13 protein-coding genes are annotated in these 15,035 nt (G+C 58.9%); 5 read left to right on the top strand and 8 right to left on the bottom strand.

What is annotated here, in order from left to right; translation table 11 throughout:
- Positions 1-7: 7 nt before the first annotated feature.
- Complete coding sequence (pepN, locus tag WNZ14_RS16875) at positions 8-2,650, bottom strand: aminopeptidase N (protein WP_342869781.1); 2,643 nt, start codon at positions 2,648-2,650, stop codon at positions 8-10.
- Between the two features lie 600 nt (positions 2,651-3,250).
- Here pepN and WNZ14_RS16870 point away from each other — a divergent pair.
- Positions 3,251-5,548: a xanthine dehydrogenase family protein molybdopterin-binding subunit gene (locus WNZ14_RS16870; RefSeq protein WP_342869780.1), complete on the top strand. Its 2,298-nt coding sequence runs from the start codon at positions 3,251-3,253 to the stop codon at positions 5,546-5,548.
- Positions 5,549-5,807: 259 nt separating this feature from the next.
- Positions 5,808-6,719 (top strand): DMT family transporter, encoded by a 912-nt coding sequence (locus tag WNZ14_RS16865; protein WP_342869779.1) that lies wholly within the window; start codon positions 5,808-5,810, stop codon positions 6,717-6,719.
- A gap of 46 nt (positions 6,720-6,765) precedes the next feature.
- On the opposite strand, the gene WNZ14_RS16860 is transcribed toward WNZ14_RS16865, so the two are convergent.
- The 6 genes from WNZ14_RS16860 to rpsF all read right to left on the bottom strand — a co-directional run bounded on the left by WNZ14_RS16860 (position 6,766) and on the right by rpsF (position 11,673).
- Positions 6,766-8,049: an MFS transporter gene (locus tag WNZ14_RS16860; protein ID WP_342869778.1), complete on the bottom strand. Its 1,284-nt coding sequence runs from the start codon at positions 8,047-8,049 to the stop codon at positions 6,766-6,768.
- A 180-nt stretch (positions 8,050-8,229) separates the two neighbouring features.
- Positions 8,230-9,135: a uracil-DNA glycosylase gene (locus tag WNZ14_RS16855; protein WP_342869777.1), complete on the bottom strand. Its 906-nt coding sequence runs from the start codon at positions 9,133-9,135 to the stop codon at positions 8,230-8,232.
- A gap of 121 nt (positions 9,136-9,256) precedes the next feature.
- Positions 9,257-9,850, bottom strand: a complete 594-nt coding sequence (gene rplI, locus WNZ14_RS16850) for a 50S ribosomal protein L9 (RefSeq protein WP_342869776.1) — start codon at positions 9,848-9,850, stop codon at positions 9,257-9,259.
- A 24-nt stretch (positions 9,851-9,874) separates the two neighbouring features.
- A complete protein-coding gene (locus WNZ14_RS16845) occupies positions 9,875-10,834 on the bottom strand; it encodes a DUF2232 domain-containing protein (protein WP_342869775.1) in 960 nt (319 codons plus the stop codon).
- Positions 10,835-10,984: 150 nt separating this feature from the next.
- Entirely contained in the window at positions 10,985-11,233 is a 249-nt protein-coding gene (gene rpsR, locus WNZ14_RS16840; RefSeq protein WP_342869774.1) for a 30S ribosomal protein S18, read from the bottom strand.
- 11 nt (positions 11,234-11,244) lie between these two features.
- On the bottom strand, positions 11,245-11,673 hold the full coding sequence (rpsF, locus tag WNZ14_RS16835; RefSeq protein WP_342869773.1) for a 30S ribosomal protein S6: 429 nt from the start codon (positions 11,671-11,673) through the stop codon (positions 11,245-11,247).
- 447 nt (positions 11,674-12,120) lie between these two features.
- Here rpsF and WNZ14_RS16830 point away from each other — a divergent pair, with 447 nt between their 5' ends.
- Entirely contained in the window at positions 12,121-12,597 is a 477-nt protein-coding gene (locus tag WNZ14_RS16830; RefSeq protein WP_342869772.1) for a pyridoxamine 5'-phosphate oxidase family protein, read from the top strand.
- A 223-nt stretch (positions 12,598-12,820) separates the two neighbouring features.
- Here the strand turns inward: WNZ14_RS16830 and WNZ14_RS16825 are convergent, their stop codons facing one another.
- Positions 12,821-13,906: an alpha/beta hydrolase fold domain-containing protein gene (locus WNZ14_RS16825; RefSeq protein ID WP_342869771.1), complete on the bottom strand. Its 1,086-nt coding sequence runs from the start codon at positions 13,904-13,906 to the stop codon at positions 12,821-12,823.
- A gap of 199 nt (positions 13,907-14,105) precedes the next feature.
- On the opposite strand from WNZ14_RS16825, the gene WNZ14_RS16820 reads away from it, so the two are divergent.
- Positions 14,106-14,468 carry a helix-turn-helix transcriptional regulator gene (locus WNZ14_RS16820; protein WP_342869770.1) on the top strand — a complete coding sequence of 121 codons (363 nt, stop codon included), beginning with the start codon at positions 14,106-14,108 and terminating at the stop codon, positions 14,466-14,468.
- A 120-nt stretch (positions 14,469-14,588) separates the two neighbouring features.
- Positions 14,589-14,978 (top strand): hypothetical protein, encoded by a 390-nt coding sequence (locus WNZ14_RS16815; RefSeq protein WP_342869769.1) that lies wholly within the window; start codon positions 14,589-14,591, stop codon positions 14,976-14,978.
- Positions 14,979-15,035: the final 57 nt, after the last annotated feature.

Genomic DNA, 15,035 nt, shown 5'->3' with positions numbered 1-15,035 from the left:
CTGGTCGTCAGTTAGCCAGCATCCGGTCGACGATATCGCCGACATCAGGCGATAGTTCTCCGGCTTCGCGAATCGACACGAGGGCCTGACGGGCCAGTTCCTGGCGTCCGGCTTCCAGTGACCGCCAGGACCGCATGGCGGTCAGCAGGCGGGCGGCCAGTTGCGGGTTGCGCTTGTCGATATCGACCACTTCACGCGCCAGCATCCGGTAACCGGTGCCATCTGCGGCATTGAACCCGGTCGGGTTTCCGGCCGAGAACGCGCCGATCAACGCCCTGATGCGATTTGGGTTGGTTCGGTCGAAGTCCGAACTGTTGAGCAGTTCTTCAACCCGCACACCGGAGTCCGAACCAGGTGCCATGGCCTGGATCGAGTACCATTTGTCGAGCGCCAGAGGATCGGTGGCAAACCGTGCCTTGAAGTTGCCGAGTGCGTCAGCGGTCTCGCTCGAGCCCGGGAACTGATGAGCCAGAATCTGCAACGCCTGCGACATCACCGTCATATTGTCGCTCTTGTCGTAAGCTGCCTTTGCGCGGGCAGGCTGCCCCTCGGCGATCGAGGCATAGGCAATGGCGGCGCCGGCAAGGGCCCGCAAACCGGCATCGGTCGCGTTGGGGCTGTATGTGCCCGTTGGCGCGCCGTCGGCCAGCTTTGTAAAGACGTCCAAGCCGGACTTTGCAACTTCCGACAGCACGGCTTCGCGCGCTGTATGGATTGCGTCCGGGTCTATGTTGGAGCCGATCTCGCGGGCGATATCGCTTTCCGCCGGCAGTGCCAGCGCCTGGGCGCGAAACGCCGGTTCCAGGCTTTCATCAGCTGCCGTGGCTATGAGTATCTCGGCAAGTTCCTTGGCCGAAGACAGGTTGCGCCCGTCGCGTGCCAGTTTTGAAACGGCCACCAGATGCCGCATGGCCTGTTCATTGAGTGCCTGCCAGCGCGACACGCCGTCGCTGTCATGGCGCGCAATGTGGGCCAGATCAGCAGCACTTTGTTCCATGGCGATGTTGACCGGGGCAGAGAAGCTGCGGTTGATCGACAGCACCGGCCGGCCGGGGACATTGGAAAAGGTGAAGGTTTGCTTGCGTTTTGTCAGATGAAACACGCCGCCTTCGGCGTCGCCTGCATCGGGCTGGCCGTCAAATTCCGCGCCGTCCGGCAGGATCAGGCCATAGGCCAGCGGAATGTGCATCAACGCCTTGCGGGATTGATCCGGCGTTGGCGCCAGTGACTGCTCAAGCGTAACCTCGAAGGTTCCTGCTGCTTCGTTCCAATCGGTGGAAACCGATACCGATGGCGTTCCTGCCTGACTGTACCACAATGCGAACTGCTTGAGATCGCGACCGCTGGCCTCAGCGAAGCAGGCGAGAAAGTCCTCGATTGTAGCGGCGTCGCCATCATGCCGTTCAAAGTAGAGGTCCATGCCCTTGCGGAAATCATCTGCGCCAAGAATGGTACGGATCATACGCACCACTTCAGAGCCTTTCTCATACACCGTGGCCGTGTAGAAATTATTGATTTCCTTATAGGATTCAGGGCGTACCGGGTGCGCCAGGGGACCCGCGTCCTCGGGAAACTGGTGCGCCTTGAGCAACCGGATCTCGGCAATACGCTTGACTGCGGCGGACCGCTGGTCTGCGGAAAATGCGTGATCGCGGTAAACCGTAAGACCTTCCTTCAGGCACAGCTGAAACCAGTCACGGCAGGTGATGCGGTTGCCGGTCCAGTTATGGAAATATTCATGCGCAATGATGGCTTCGATGTTGGCGTAGTCAGCGTCTGTCGCTGTTTCGGGATCAGCCAGCACATACTTGTCGTTGAAGACATTGAGCCCCTTGTTTTCCATGGCGCCCATGTTGAAATCCGACACTGCGACAATCTGGAAGATGTCGAGATCGTATTCGCGACCGAATTTTTCTTCATCCCACTTCATCGAGCGCTTGAGCGCATCCATGGCGTAGCCGGCACGGCCTTCCTTGCCATGTTCGACATAGATCTTGAGTGCCACTTCGCGGTCGCTCATGGTGGTGAATGTGTCCTCGACCAGGCCGAGATCAGCGCCCACCAGTGCGAACAGGTAGGACGGTTTGGGGTGCGGATCGAACCAGGCTGCGAAATGGCGGCCTTCGTCATAATTGCCGCCTCCGAGGAAGTTGCCGTTTGACAGGAGCTGCTTGACGTCATCCTTGGCGGCAATGATGGTGACTGTATAGACCGCCAGGACATCCGGTCTGTCGTAGAAATAGGTTATGCGTCGAAAGCCTTCCGCCTCGCACTGGGTGCAGTAGGCGCCATTGGTGCGGTAAAGCCCCATCAGCTTGGTATTGGCTTCGGGCGAAATTGTCGTGTTGACGGTGACCTCGAACGGTTCGCTTTCGGGCAGTCCACGGATGGTCAGGGTTTCCGGCGTGACATCATAGAGCGATGGCTCGATTTCGTTGCCGTCCAGCTGCAGGCTGTCGAGAGTGAGTTCGTCTCCGTCAAACACCAGTGCAGCGTCTGGGGCGACGCCTTCGCGGCGATGCAGGATCACGCGGGAGACGATTTTCGTCTCCTTTGGGTCAAGCTCGAAGGTAAGATCGATGCGCTCCACCACGAAGTTGGTGGGCCTGTAATCCTTGAGCTTGTAGACTTGTCCTGTTTCAGTCCGCATATGATTTGTGTCCCGCAGTTTCCCATTATGGGACGGGACGCTATCATGGCGGATCCTGACATCGGGTTAAGATACCCCCGCATCAATCGACGGGAAGGCAATCGTGCCAAGGTGTTGCAGCGGATGAAGAGTTTCCGTGTTTAAGGTCGAAAACATCGATAATTTGACTATTATTGGCCCTATTTTCCGGTTTTTAACTATCCGGCCGATGTCGGGGTCTGATCGAGCTGCAATCGGGACTTTCAAAAATGATGATGTTTTTTTGATTATTATAATATTCGGCAAGCTTGTTCTAATGGATTGGGAAATCAGGCTGTCAACCTGAATCGGGGCGCGTTTGCTTCAATGGCACTCAGGAAAGTTTCGATTGGCGCACACGGTGGTGGGGTTAGCCTTGGTGCAGGACAAGATCAATTGCCGTAAGCTGTCACTCAGACATGTGCGAGCAGCCGGACGAACAGGGCAGGTGCACGCGTGCGCCATGCTGATGAGGCGCAGATCTTTGGGAAACCGGCACTCGACATTCTGGCCACCCCGACTAAATATAGATGGAGAATCTCATCTGCGATAAGCAAATCCAATCCATCACCGGGACCTGCCATGAACATCGCGACACCTAAATTTGGCGTGGGCGCATCCGCGCTGCGCAAGGAAGACCGGAAGCTGGTCATGGGCGAGGGATCCTTCACCGATGATATCCGGGCCGAAGGGGAATTGCGCGGTTACGTTTTGCGCTCCGCCTACGCTGCTGCGCGGTTTGTCTTCAATGATCTGGACGCGGCCCGCGGCCATGAGGGTGTGCATCTGATCCTGACGGCGAGCGATGTGGCTCACCTCGGTCCGGTCACCAATCTGGCGACTGTCAAGCAGCCCGACGGGACTCCTCATGCCCAGAAACATATCCCTTTGTTGTGCGACGGCGAAGTCCGTCACGTCGGCGACGCCGTGGCCTTCATTGTTGCCGACACGCTTGCCCAGGCTCAGGAAGCCTCGGAACTCATAGACATCGACTGGAGCATTGAGGACGCCCATACCGTTCTGGCGACGGCCCTCGATGAGGGCAGCCCATTGGTCTGGCCGGATCTCGAGACCAATCAGGCCTACCTCTATCGTATTGGCGATATCGGCAAGACCGATCAGGCTTTCGCTGACGCCGATCATGTGACCACCATCAATTTCATCAACAACCGGCTTGTCTCCAACTACATGGAAACACGCGCTTGTCTGGCTGAGTGGGACGACAAGGCGAAGAAGTTCACGCTGACGCTCGGCTCCCAGGGCGTTCACTCCATTCGCCGGACGCTCGCAAATGATGTGTTCAAGATGAACCTCGAGGACTTCCGGGTGGTTACGCGGGACGTTGGCGGCGGCTTCGGAACCAAGGTCTTCAACTACCGGGAATATCCGCTGTCACTTGAAGCTGCGCGCCAGCTCGGTCGCCCGGTCAAATGGGTGGCCGATCGCACCGAGCACTTCCTTGCTGACGCCCATGGCCGCGACCATGTCGTCACGGCATCGCTGGCGATGCAAAAGGATGGCCGGATTACCGGGCTGAAGATCGATATTCTCGCCAATATGGGCGGTTATCTCAGCCAGTTCGGCCCCTTCGTTCCGACCTTCGGTGGCACCATGGCCACCGGCGTCTATGACATCCAGAATCTCGATTTCAAACTCCGCGGCGTCTACACCCATACCACGCCGGTTGATGCCTACCGCGGCGCCGGCCGGCCGGAAGCGGCGTTCCTGATCGAACGGCTGATTGATGCTGCCGCACGCGAAATTGAGATGCCGGTGGCAGAACTGCGTCGGAAAAACTTCATCCGCCCGGAACAGTTCCCCTACCTCACGCCCGGCGGGCGCAACTATGATGTCGGCGAGTTCGATGGCCACATGACCCGCGCACTTGAAAAGGCCGACGCGGACGGCTTTCCTGAACGGGCAAAGGAAGCTGAAACGCGCGGCAAGCTGCGCGGACTGGGCACCGCGGTCTATATCGAGGCCTGCGCCTTCGCAGGATCTGAACCCGCCAAGCTGACGCTTGATCCTGATGGCGGGATAACCCTTTACATTGGCACCCAAACCAACGGCCAGGGCCACGCCACCGCCTACAGCCAGTTTGTCGCCGACCAGATCGGCATCGATTTCGAGAAGATTACGGTGCGGCAGGGTGATACCGCCGAGCTCGCCAAGGGCGGCGGCACCGGTGGCTCGCGCTCGATCCCGCTGGGTGGCGTATCGGTGTCGGCTGCTTCCAAGGTGCTGGCTGAGAAGATGAAGAAGCTCGCCGCTGATGAACTTGAAGCCTCAGCCGCCGATATCGAACTGGTTGACGGCTCGGCCCGCATCGTCGGCACCGACCGCGTCATCAGTTACGCAGATATGGCCAGGGCCGCCAAGTCGGACGAAGACCGCACCGGACTTGCAGATGTCGTGCAGAACGAGGCCACCTATCCCAACGGGACCCATGTCTGCGAAATCGAGATCGATCCCGACACGGGTAAGGTTGAAATCGCGCGCTACACCATCGTTGACGATTTTGGCATGACGGTGAACCCGGTTCTGCTGCTTGGCCAGATCCATGGCGGTGTTGTTCAGGGGGTCGCGCAGTGCCTGAGCGAAGGTGTTGTCTATTCGGACGACGGCCAGTTGCTGACCGCGAGCTTCATGGACTATGCCGTGCCGCGGGCCGAGGATATGCCGTTCTTTGATTTCGAGACCCGCAACGTTCCCTCGACCACAAATGCGATGGGGATCAAGGGCGCAGGCGAAGCGGGTACGATCGGGGCATGTCCTGCAGCGATGAACGCGCTTGTTGACGCGCTCTATCGGGCTCGCGGCGTGCGGGAAATCGAGATGCCGGCCACGCCGCAGCGCGTCTGGGAAGCGCTGAACGGCTGAAACTCGAGCAACGGGTCATCAGCGCAAGGTGGGGGGATCATCAGTTTTTTTGATCGGACGGTCACTGGTGATCGCGTTATGGTCAGCCAAGCTTGATGCCAAGTTTTTCGGCAATGTCGCCTGATGATTGAATCCTGAACCCGGAAATTCCGGTTTCTGCAATTCCGAATACGAAAGAAGACAGGTGACCGAACGCCCGCACACCGCTCCCGAACAAGCCGCCTTGCCGCAATCTCCGATAGGTCAAAACGGATCGCCGATGATCGGGATCATGCTCAAGGTCACCTCTGTCACCGTGTTCGTCACCATGTCGACGCTGATAAAGGCTTCGGGAGAAGGCATGCCTGCTGGCCAGATTGTGTTCTTTCGCTCGGCCTTTGCGATCATTCCAATCCTGATATTTCTGGCGCTTCGCGGCCAGTTGCACACGGCGTGGCGAACGGAAAATCCACTCTCGCATGTCAGGCGTGGTCTGGTCGGCGTCACCGCCATGTCCCTGTCGTTCTACGGCATCATGCGGCTGCCTCTGCCGGACGCGATTGCCATCGGCTATGCAACGCCATTGTTGACGGTTGTGTTTGCAGCGCTTTTCCTGGGTGAAAAGGTTCGCATCTTCAGGTGGTCAGCCGTGGCCGTGGGGTTGGGTGGCGTCATGATCATCACCTGGCCAAGGTTGAGCCTGTTTGGCGAGGGCTTCGGATCGAGTGAAGCGCTTGGCGCGGCGGCTGTACTGGTTTCCGCCACGCTTGGCGCCACCGCAATGATCCTGGTCCGCAAGCTGGTACTGACGGAAAAAACGCCCACGATTGTTCTCTATTTTTCGCTGACAGCTACCGTTCTTTCGCTCGCCTCGCTGCCGTTCGGCTGGATCATGCCGGATTGGCAAACCCTCGGCCTCATGGCGCTGGCCGGGTTTTGTGGCGGCTTGGGACAGATCCTGCTCACACAGAGCTACCGTCATGCCGACGTGTCGACGATCGCGCCGTTCGAATACACCTCGATCGTGCTGGGCATCCTTATCGGCTATTTCATTTTCGGCGATGCTCCCACTTGGACCATGCTCACCGGCACCGCAATCGTGGTCGGCGCTGGCATTTTCGTCATCTTGCGCGAGCACGCGCTGGGTCTGGAGCGCAAGGCCCAGCGCAAGCTGGTCACGCCTCAGGGCTGAATGCGCTTGTGTCTTGAGGGCGCGGGTTTGGGAACCAATCGTTCCGCTAAGATGCGATTGGCTCTTCTTCATCCTCGATGCTCTGTTCGCCGTAGGCAGGGTCGGAGCGCGGGTCGAGTTCCGCCGATTGCGGAGTGAGATCGGGCATTGCCGCCATCGGCAGGAAGTCTGAACGCATTTCCTCCGACGGCTGTTCACGGCGGCTGATGCGCCAGGCCGCATGACCGGAATAGGCGGCAAAACAGATCGCGATCACCGCAAACAGGGCATGCGGTCCGAACCAGTCCATCGCAGCGCCCGTCACCAGCGGACCGATCATTGTCGCCACCCCGTAAGTGATCATCAATCCGCTGGAGACTTCAACGAACTCATCAGGTTCTGCGTGGTCGTTGGCGTGTGCGACGTTGAGCGAATAGATCGGAAACAGGACGGTTCCCAGGAACAGCATGCCGGCAAAGAAAATGATCCTGTTGTCGACGCCGAACACCATCGTGATCGCACAGGCGATGATGCCGATGAAACCCGCGAAAATCATCACCCGGCGGCGGTCCATCCGGTCGGATGCGCGGCCCAGCGGGTACTGGAAGATCGCGCCGCCGATCATGGCGATCGCCAGCATCGATGCGCCTTCGGCGGTCGAAAGCCCCAATTGGGTGGCATAGACAGGCCCCAGTCCGCCCCAGGCACTGGCGATCAGACCCGCGAGCAAGGTGCCGATGACGGCGGCTGGCGAGCGACGGTAAAGCGCGGGCACATCAAACTTGACCTGCGTCAGCGGCTGCGGCGATTGGGCGGTCGACAGCAGCGTCGGCATGACCGCCATCGAACAGACCAGGGTGCAGACCATGAACAGGACCGGGCCGCTCGGGTCGCCGAGCGGGACAATGTACTGCCCGACCATGACAGCCGACATGCTGACCACCATGTAGACAGAAAACAGCGCCCCGCGGTTCTCGTTGCTGACCTTTTCATTGAGCCAGCTTTCGATGATCATGTATCCGCCGGCGATCGCGAAGCCGGCCATTGCGCGGGTCAGTACCCACACGGCTGGATGCACAACAAGGGAATGCAACAGGTACGACATGGCCATGATTGTTGTCAGCGCGCCGAATACCCGTACGTGGCCGACCTTGAGCACAAGTCGCGGCGTGATGATGCAGCTCGCAGTGAACGCAATGGCATAGCCGGTCGCAATCAGCGAGATGGTGAAGGTCGACCACCCTTCGGCAACGGCCCTGACCGGAATCAGGTAGCCTGACAGACCCATCGCGGTCAGCAGAAAAAAGGTCGAAAGCAGCAGCGACGCCACCGATCGAACGGACTGGATCATGGCGGCTCTCCCTGCCAACGGAGCGCGGCCTGCCCATAGCCCGGTTTGTCCGGATCACGCAGACCTGATTGCATTAACGATTCTGAATGCACCCTTGCCATGTCCGAATACGACGGCAAGGCTCGATTGCGACGTCGCAAAAATATTTGTCCGAATTCCCGCGCGAAACGGCAGCGGATGTCAGCCGCTGTTGAGCTGTTCCATCCGCTCCTGCAAGGACAACAGGTCCGCCCAGACGAGCCGCTTCTGTGCGGGGTTTCTGAGCAGATAGGCCGGATGCATGGTCGGCAACGCCGGGATCAGCATCTCGCCTGCCGTGTACTCCATCCAGGTTCCGCGCAGCGACAGGATGCCCTTGTCGGTGCCGAGCAGCGACTTGCTTGCGACATTTCCGAGCATCACCACGATCTTGGGTGCGGCCAGCGTGACATGGCGTTCAATGAACGGGCGGCAGAGTTCGATTTCGTGCGGCGCCGGGGTCCGGTTGCCCGGCGGTCGCCAGGGAATCATGTTGGTGATGTAGGCAGTCTCGCGGCTGAGCCCGATCGCACCGAGCATCCGGTCCAGCAACTGCCCGGCGCGCCCGACAAACGGCGTGCCCTGCAGATCCTCCTCGCGGCCCGGTGCCTCGCCGATAAACATCACGTCGGCTTCCGGATTGCCGTCGGCAAAAACCATCGTCTTGGCGCTGTGGCGCAGGTTGCAGCCGGTAAAGCCATTGAGCGCCTCGCGCAATTCCGCAATTGAATTGGCACTAGCGGCAAGCGCCCGGGCATCCTCGAAAGCGGCAGCACCGGGGATTGTCAGTTGTGAGGCTTGCGGCGCGGGTGCGACCGGTGGAGGAGCGGCCTTCAGGCCGGGGCGTGTCGCTGGTGGAGCATTCCTGGCGGGATTTTGGCCTGCTGCGGCTGGCGCGCCAGCACCCGGTTGCGGCCTAGATTGATTGCGTGACTGAAGGATTTTCGCAGATTGGTCGAACCGGTCGATCGCCGCGTCTTCACACAATTCTCCCACGCCGCTTTCGGCGTAAAAGTAAAGCAGCGCTGCAAGCGCTTGCGGGCTCATGTCAGGTGTGGAAGCGACCATGGGAGCGTTTTACCGCAAAGCATCGAGCGGCGAAAGCAAATTGACCGGTAGCATGCATATCAAAACGCCCGGGACAGGGCGTCCCGGGCGTCTTGACGAATGCGGTCGGGTGACGGCGGTATCAGGCGTTTTCTTCGCCGTCTTCCTCGTCAAGGTAGTCCGGGTCGTTGGCTGCGGCTTCGGCTGCTTCAGCCGCAGCTTCCTCGTCAACGCCGTAGATCGCGTCGGCCGACGACAGGTCTTCGCCCTTGAGCTGGCGTTCGGCTTCGTCAGCCGAGCGTGCAACGTTGAAGGTGACAGTGACGGTGACTTCGGCGTGCAGCGCCAGCGGCACTGTGTGCAGGCCAATGGTCTTGACCGGGTTGTTCAGGTCAACCTGGTTACGGCCGATGGTGAAGCCGTTGTCAGCCAGCACCTGGATTACGTCGCGCGCAGCAACCGAACCGTAAAGCTGACCGGTTTCACCGGCGGAGCGAACAACCACGAAAGTCTTGCCGTTGAGCTTTTCAGCAATCTGCTCGGCTTCCGACTTGCGCTCGAGGTTGCGGGCTTCAAGCACTGAGCGCTCGGCTTCAAAGCGGGTCTTGTTGGCGGCGTTGGCGCGAAGCGCCTTGCCCTGTGGCAGCAGGAAGTTGCGGGCGTAGCCATCGCGAACCTTTACGGTTTCGCCCATCTGGCCAAGCTTGGCGATGCGTTCAAGAAGAATGACGTCCATGATGATGTCCTTTCGAGGAGGTTTTCAGGGTTTTGATTGGGGGCCGGATCCGGTCCCCGTGAGTGTACGGGCTGTGTCGAACAGCCCGAGGAACAGAAAGAATGCGAGTGGCACCGTAAAGATGATCGTCGACAGGTAAGCTGCCCATAGCACCAGCCCTCGTGCCGGCTTGCCGCGGGTCCGGTGATGCGCGATGGCGAAGCCTGCTACAATGAACGAAGCGCCGAATGCGCCGCAGATGGTCCAGCCGATCAGGCCGATGCCGCCACCGACGAAACTCATCACCACGCCCGCGCCAAGCGCAAGTGCGCCCGTGCGCGGCATTCTCAGTTGTGAAGGAATGTCATCCTTGGGCCGTTTCGAACGACCTGACAGCCGTACGATCGCCGAGGCGATATACCAGCCGGCAAGCAGGATCAGCACCCACATTGCGGCCTGGATCGCGGGCAGGGCGTAGAGGAAGAACTGCTTCATCTCTGCAATGCCGTCTGGCGTCGGCTGGTAGCCTGCGTTGCTTTCCTTGAGGCTGGAGACAAAAATGTCGACCAGTTCGCTGACGAAGTCGGTGCCATATCCCATGGCCAGCCCGACAGCCACCAGACCGATACAGACGCACAATGCGATTCTGACGACGATCTCGGACAGCGGGTACCAGATGACGGCGCCGTCCGGGCCGCCGACTTCCTCGGCAGGGCGTGCCAGGTTTGAAAGGTGGGCGATCCAGGCGGCAGGTGCCAGCGTGGTGACGGCAGAGACGAGTGCTGCCTGCGGTGTCGTGACAAAGCCGATCACAGCCATCGCTGATGCGACAGCCACGATCGAAGCGAGGTTGGACCAGCCAAGACCTGCAATCAGGATGGGAAGGGCTGCAGCGGCAAACAGGATGAACGACAGGCTGGAGGGTGATCCGGCGCTGACAAGCAATAACGCGGCGGATATGCCGGCGAGCAGGCCCACAAGGAGCGATGTGCTTTGCTGTGTCATGTGTCGCTGTCCTGCTTTTTGAGCAGTTAGAGGCGAGCTGCGGACCCATTCCGCGCTTTAACCCCAACCCGGGAATTTCTGACCCATATCCCGCGCCCGTTCGCGAGATGGGAACGGAACCCTGCGGTTAGGCAGGGTTCCGAAAGTGTCCTACTTCAGCACGTAAGGCAGAAGGCCGAGGAAACGTGCACGCTTGATCGCCCGGGCGAGTTCGCGCTGCTTCTTCTGGCTCACAGCCGTGATGCGGGAAGGAACGATCTTGCCACGCTCGGAAATATAGCGCTGCAGCAGACGAACGTCCTTGTAATCGATCTTCGGCGCATTCGCACCCGAGAACGGGCAGGTCTTGCGGCGGCGATGGAACGGACGGCGTGTCGGGATCTGATTGATATCAACCATGGTCTATTCTCCTATTCGCGGTCTTCGCGCGGACGGCGCGGGCCACGGTCGCCACGATCACCGCGATCTCCACGGTCACCGCGATCACGATCACCGCCACGCGGGCGGTCATCACGGTCACGCTTCTGAAGCATGGCCGACGGGCCTTCTTCATGGGCATCAACCGAAACGGTCATGAAGCGAAGAATGTCTTCGTTGAAGCGCATCTGGCGCTCCATTTCCTTCACTGCGTCCGAAGGAGCATCAATGTCCATCAGCGCGTAATGCGCCTTGCGGTTCTTGTTGATGCGGTAGGTAAGGGACTTCAGGCCCCAATGCTCAATGCGCCCGACTTTGCCGCCATTAGCTTCGATCACGCCCTTGTACTGATCAACGAGGGCTTCGACCTGCTGGCTGGAGACATCCTGCCGGGCAAGGAATACATGTTCATAAAGAGCCATGATTGACTTGCCTTTCTTGCTTTAACATCACCCGGATCCGGCGCTAAGCCCCAGCGACTTGTCCTGGCGGCCATTTGGGCCGGGCAAGAAAGACGTGGTATCGAGACGGTCGTGAGCGGAGACACGGGAGGCCGGAGCGCTGTTGCCCCTAGAACCTTTTTCAAGGTCGCACCCTCCGTTCAGCCACCAGCCAGATGACCGGGTGTTCGAACAATCGCGCTTATACGCCGTTTTCGCTGTATTGCAAGTCTGGATGGCCAAGCAGGGATGGACAGTGCCAGGCCGGTACGGATTGTCCCGGAATTCTGCACCCTGATTTCACGTGCGGGACGTTCCTCTGCGTCGGTCAGGCTGCCGGCTCATTTGATCGGTTGAACATGAAAAAACGCAACCAATTTGTCGATCCCGCGTTGCACTGCCGAGACATTATTTAAAAGGAGTGCACCTATGACTGAGATCAATCAGGAACATGTCTGGGACATGATCGAGGACATCAACATCTGCATGTTCATCACGTGGGATGGCAGCCGCCAACGCGCCCGGCCCATGGCACATATGTCCAAGCCTGAAGAGCACGCCATCTACTTCTTTACCGATGAAAACGGCGCCAAGGACGATCAGCTGGAAAAATTCCCGATCGTCACTCTGGCCTATGCCGATCAGTCGCAAAACGACTACGTCTCGATCACCGGCACGGCAACTGTCTCGAATGATCGCACCAAGATAGAGGAACTGTGGTCGCCTATGATGAAATCATGGTGGGATGGACCACAGGATCCGACGCTGCGCCTCATCAAGCTGGTCCCAGAAGATGCCGAAGCTTGGGATAGCCCACACGATGTGGTTTCGACCATCAAGATGGCCGCTGCGGCTGTTGGCCTTGGCAAACCCGATATGGGAGACAGCGGCAAGGTTCGGATGTAATCTCGCGTCTTGAAAGCCAGCATTAAGAAGCCGCCGGGTTTTGGAAAAGACTCGGCGGCTTTTTGTTTGGATAGTGTTTCACTCAGATCGGCAGCGAGCTGGCTTGGGTGGCGCATTCAACGTCGGAAAATATCACCGTCTTTTCAAACAGGTCATCTCACAGGATCGATTGCCTGGCCTGACTGCGATGCTGGCAGTGTCGGCCATTTCGGCTGGCACGGCATCAGGCGGGTCCGGGCCGCCAGTGACGGTTGATGAACGCGTTGACTTCACGAAAAGACTGAGCGGCTGCCTCCGACGACAGTCTTTCCAGATGATGCCGTGGTGAGTCCCAGTAGTTGATACGCACGTCGCAGCCATGTTTCTGGCCATTTTCAGCCATCCGGATCGCATCGTCGAAGTGAAGATCATTCTCACTGGTATGGATCAGGATCGGCGGCCAGCCAGCCTGGTCGGCGAAGACCGGTGAGGCAAGGGGCGAGGTGACCGGCTCATCCCGCAAATAAAGCCGGGCGCAGAATGCGGCTGTTTCCATCCGGAACGGGCTTTGTGAGGACATGCTTTGCGTGATGTAGGACCAGCCGCTCAGGCTCAGGTCGCACCACGGTGAAAACAGCACAATGCCGGCAGGCAGCCGGTTCCCATCCTGCTGCAGCATCTGCACCGCCCCGAGCACGATCGAGGCACCGGCGGTGTCTGCTGCAAGAAAGATGTTTTCGGGATGGTGCCCCTGTTCAAGAAGCCCGAGATAATGAGCGGCAAAATCCATCGGAGCCGCGGGAAAGGGATGCTCGGGCGCAAGTCTGTGCGCCACCATCAGGATCTCGCAGTCGACGGCTTCGGCGAAGCGTTGAACCATGTTCTTTTGTTTGCGCGACGGCGGCATGATGAAGCCGCCACCCGCGACATATAGAATGATCGGCCTGTTGCTGGTCTTGCGTTTGGGCGTGTCCGGGTTCTCTTTCTGCTGGTGCGGGCGATCGGCTTCAGCTTTGCCCAGACCGCGGGGCAGAAAACTGGGCAGGGTTTCAACGGCGCCACTTTCATAGCCGCCACGCATTTGGGAGATATGCAACTCCGCCGCCTCAAGGCTTCCTGCCTGCCTGAGCGCGAATTTCAGCCTCGAAATCAGGATCCGCTCGATGATCCGGTTCTCCGCCCGGGCGAGCAGTTGTTCCAGGCCGCGTCCGAGAAGACCGGCCTTTATCGTGTAGCGGCGGGCCAGATCAGTGGCTTCCAGCATCGCCAGGCGCGAGCCTGTCAGATTGCTCAGAATATCGGAATTGGCGGTAATCCCAGTTTGTGACATTCTATCGCCCGCAAGATGTTCATTCGATCAATGCGACTACAAACCATTTCAATCACTCTAGTTAGTGGGGATGTGTTTGTAAAACAGCGGTCCGGGAGCGCGAATACACATGGTGGCAAAGCGGCCCGGCGCGCGGGATGGATTGCCGAATGGCCAACTGCAGGGCGACAAGGATCGAGTTCTTGAGGCGCGCGCTGCGTTGCCTGGTCTGGTCAGGGATACCGGGCTTCTTGATCTCGACTACCATCCCTCCGAACTTGCGCGGATGAACAAGATATTTGAACATCTTCCGGACCAGACCGTTTTGGATCTATCCAGGCGCCTGGGATCGCTGATGGCGGAAAAATTACCTGATTTCAAAGCGTTTTCAGATAAATATGGTATCTCACCGGCAGAGCAGAGATTGCTCGAAAGCCTGGTTGAGGGGCTAACGGTGGTTGCCCATTCGGAAATGGCGGGTATCTCGGTCAACACGGCACGCACCCATATGCGGCGGCTGTTGGAAAAAACCGGCAGCAACGGCCAGCTCGATCTTCTGCGGAAACTTCACCAGGCCGTTTGAACGCTTCTTGTTCGTTCGAACCATGTCGGCCAGTTATTGGCGGCTCATCACATCTGATGATTACTCGTCGGGGCCAGTGGACCAGTATCTGGTATCACAACGGCAAGAGGCGAGGATGAGATGATCAGAACAATCGGTTTGGTTTGCCTGATTGCAGGAGTGATCCAGGGATGTGCGGACGGCGGACTTATCGATGAAGTCAGGACAGCCGAGAAAAGAGAGCTGCCGCCGATCAAAGTGAGTGGAACGACCTACGAGGTCTACGAACTCTCGCGCAGTACAAATTACAAGCTTACCCCGAAAGACGACCCGAATGCCACATTTGCCGTCTATGTTGTCGTCGGACCGGGCATGAAATTGTATTGCGGCACCACATCTGCGGGATGTGAAAAGGAAATCCGGGACTTCAGGGCGAAGCCGTACAAGGCCAAGAAAAGCAAGAAACCGCGCAAAGCCAAGAAGAGCGAGAAGCCTTACATCTCCAAGAGAGAAATCCTCGATGGCATGTAGTCTAACCAGCGCCCAGGCAGGGTTGAGCGGCTGCAAGCTTTGCAGCGACGGAACTGC

The organism is Hoeflea sp. AS60 (assembly GCF_038900115.1).
GTDB lineage: Bacteria > Pseudomonadota > Alphaproteobacteria > Rhizobiales > Rhizobiaceae > Hoeflea.
This window is presented reverse-complemented; position numbering and strand designations above follow the sequence as displayed.

Coding starts and splice junctions, on each gene's coding strand:
- rplI (WP_342869776.1), bottom strand. CDS start 9,850: ATGGACGTCATTCTTCTTGAACGCATCGCCAAGCTTGGCCAGATGGGC.
- rpsF (WP_342869773.1), bottom strand. CDS start 11,673: ATGGCTCTTTATGAACATGTATTCCTTGCCCGGCAGGATGTCTCCAGC.
- rpsR (WP_342869774.1), bottom strand. CDS start 11,233: ATGGTTGATATCAATCAGATCCCGACACGCCGTCCGTTCCATCGCCGC.
- WNZ14_RS16860 (WP_342869778.1), bottom strand. CDS start 8,049: ATGATCCAGTCCGTTCGATCGGTGGCGTCGCTGCTGCTTTCGACCTTT.
- WNZ14_RS16815 (WP_342869769.1), top strand. CDS start 14,589: ATGATCAGAACAATCGGTTTGGTTTGCCTGATTGCAGGAGTGATCCAG.
- WNZ14_RS16870 (WP_342869780.1), top strand. CDS start 3,251: ATGAACATCGCGACACCTAAATTTGGCGTGGGCGCATCCGCGCTGCGC.
- WNZ14_RS16825 (WP_342869771.1), bottom strand. CDS start 13,906: ATGTCACAAACTGGGATTACCGCCAATTCCGATATTCTGAGCAATCTG.
- WNZ14_RS16855 (WP_342869777.1), bottom strand. CDS start 9,135: ATGGTCGCTTCCACACCTGACATGAGCCCGCAAGCGCTTGCAGCGCTG.
- WNZ14_RS16845 (WP_342869775.1), bottom strand. CDS start 10,834: ATGACACAGCAAAGCACATCGCTCCTTGTGGGCCTGCTCGCCGGCATA.
- pepN (WP_342869781.1), bottom strand. CDS start 2,650: ATGCGGACTGAAACAGGACAAGTCTACAAGCTCAAGGATTACAGGCCC.
- WNZ14_RS16865 (WP_342869779.1), top strand. CDS start 5,808: ATGATCGGGATCATGCTCAAGGTCACCTCTGTCACCGTGTTCGTCACC.
- WNZ14_RS16830 (WP_342869772.1), top strand. CDS start 12,121: ATGACTGAGATCAATCAGGAACATGTCTGGGACATGATCGAGGACATC.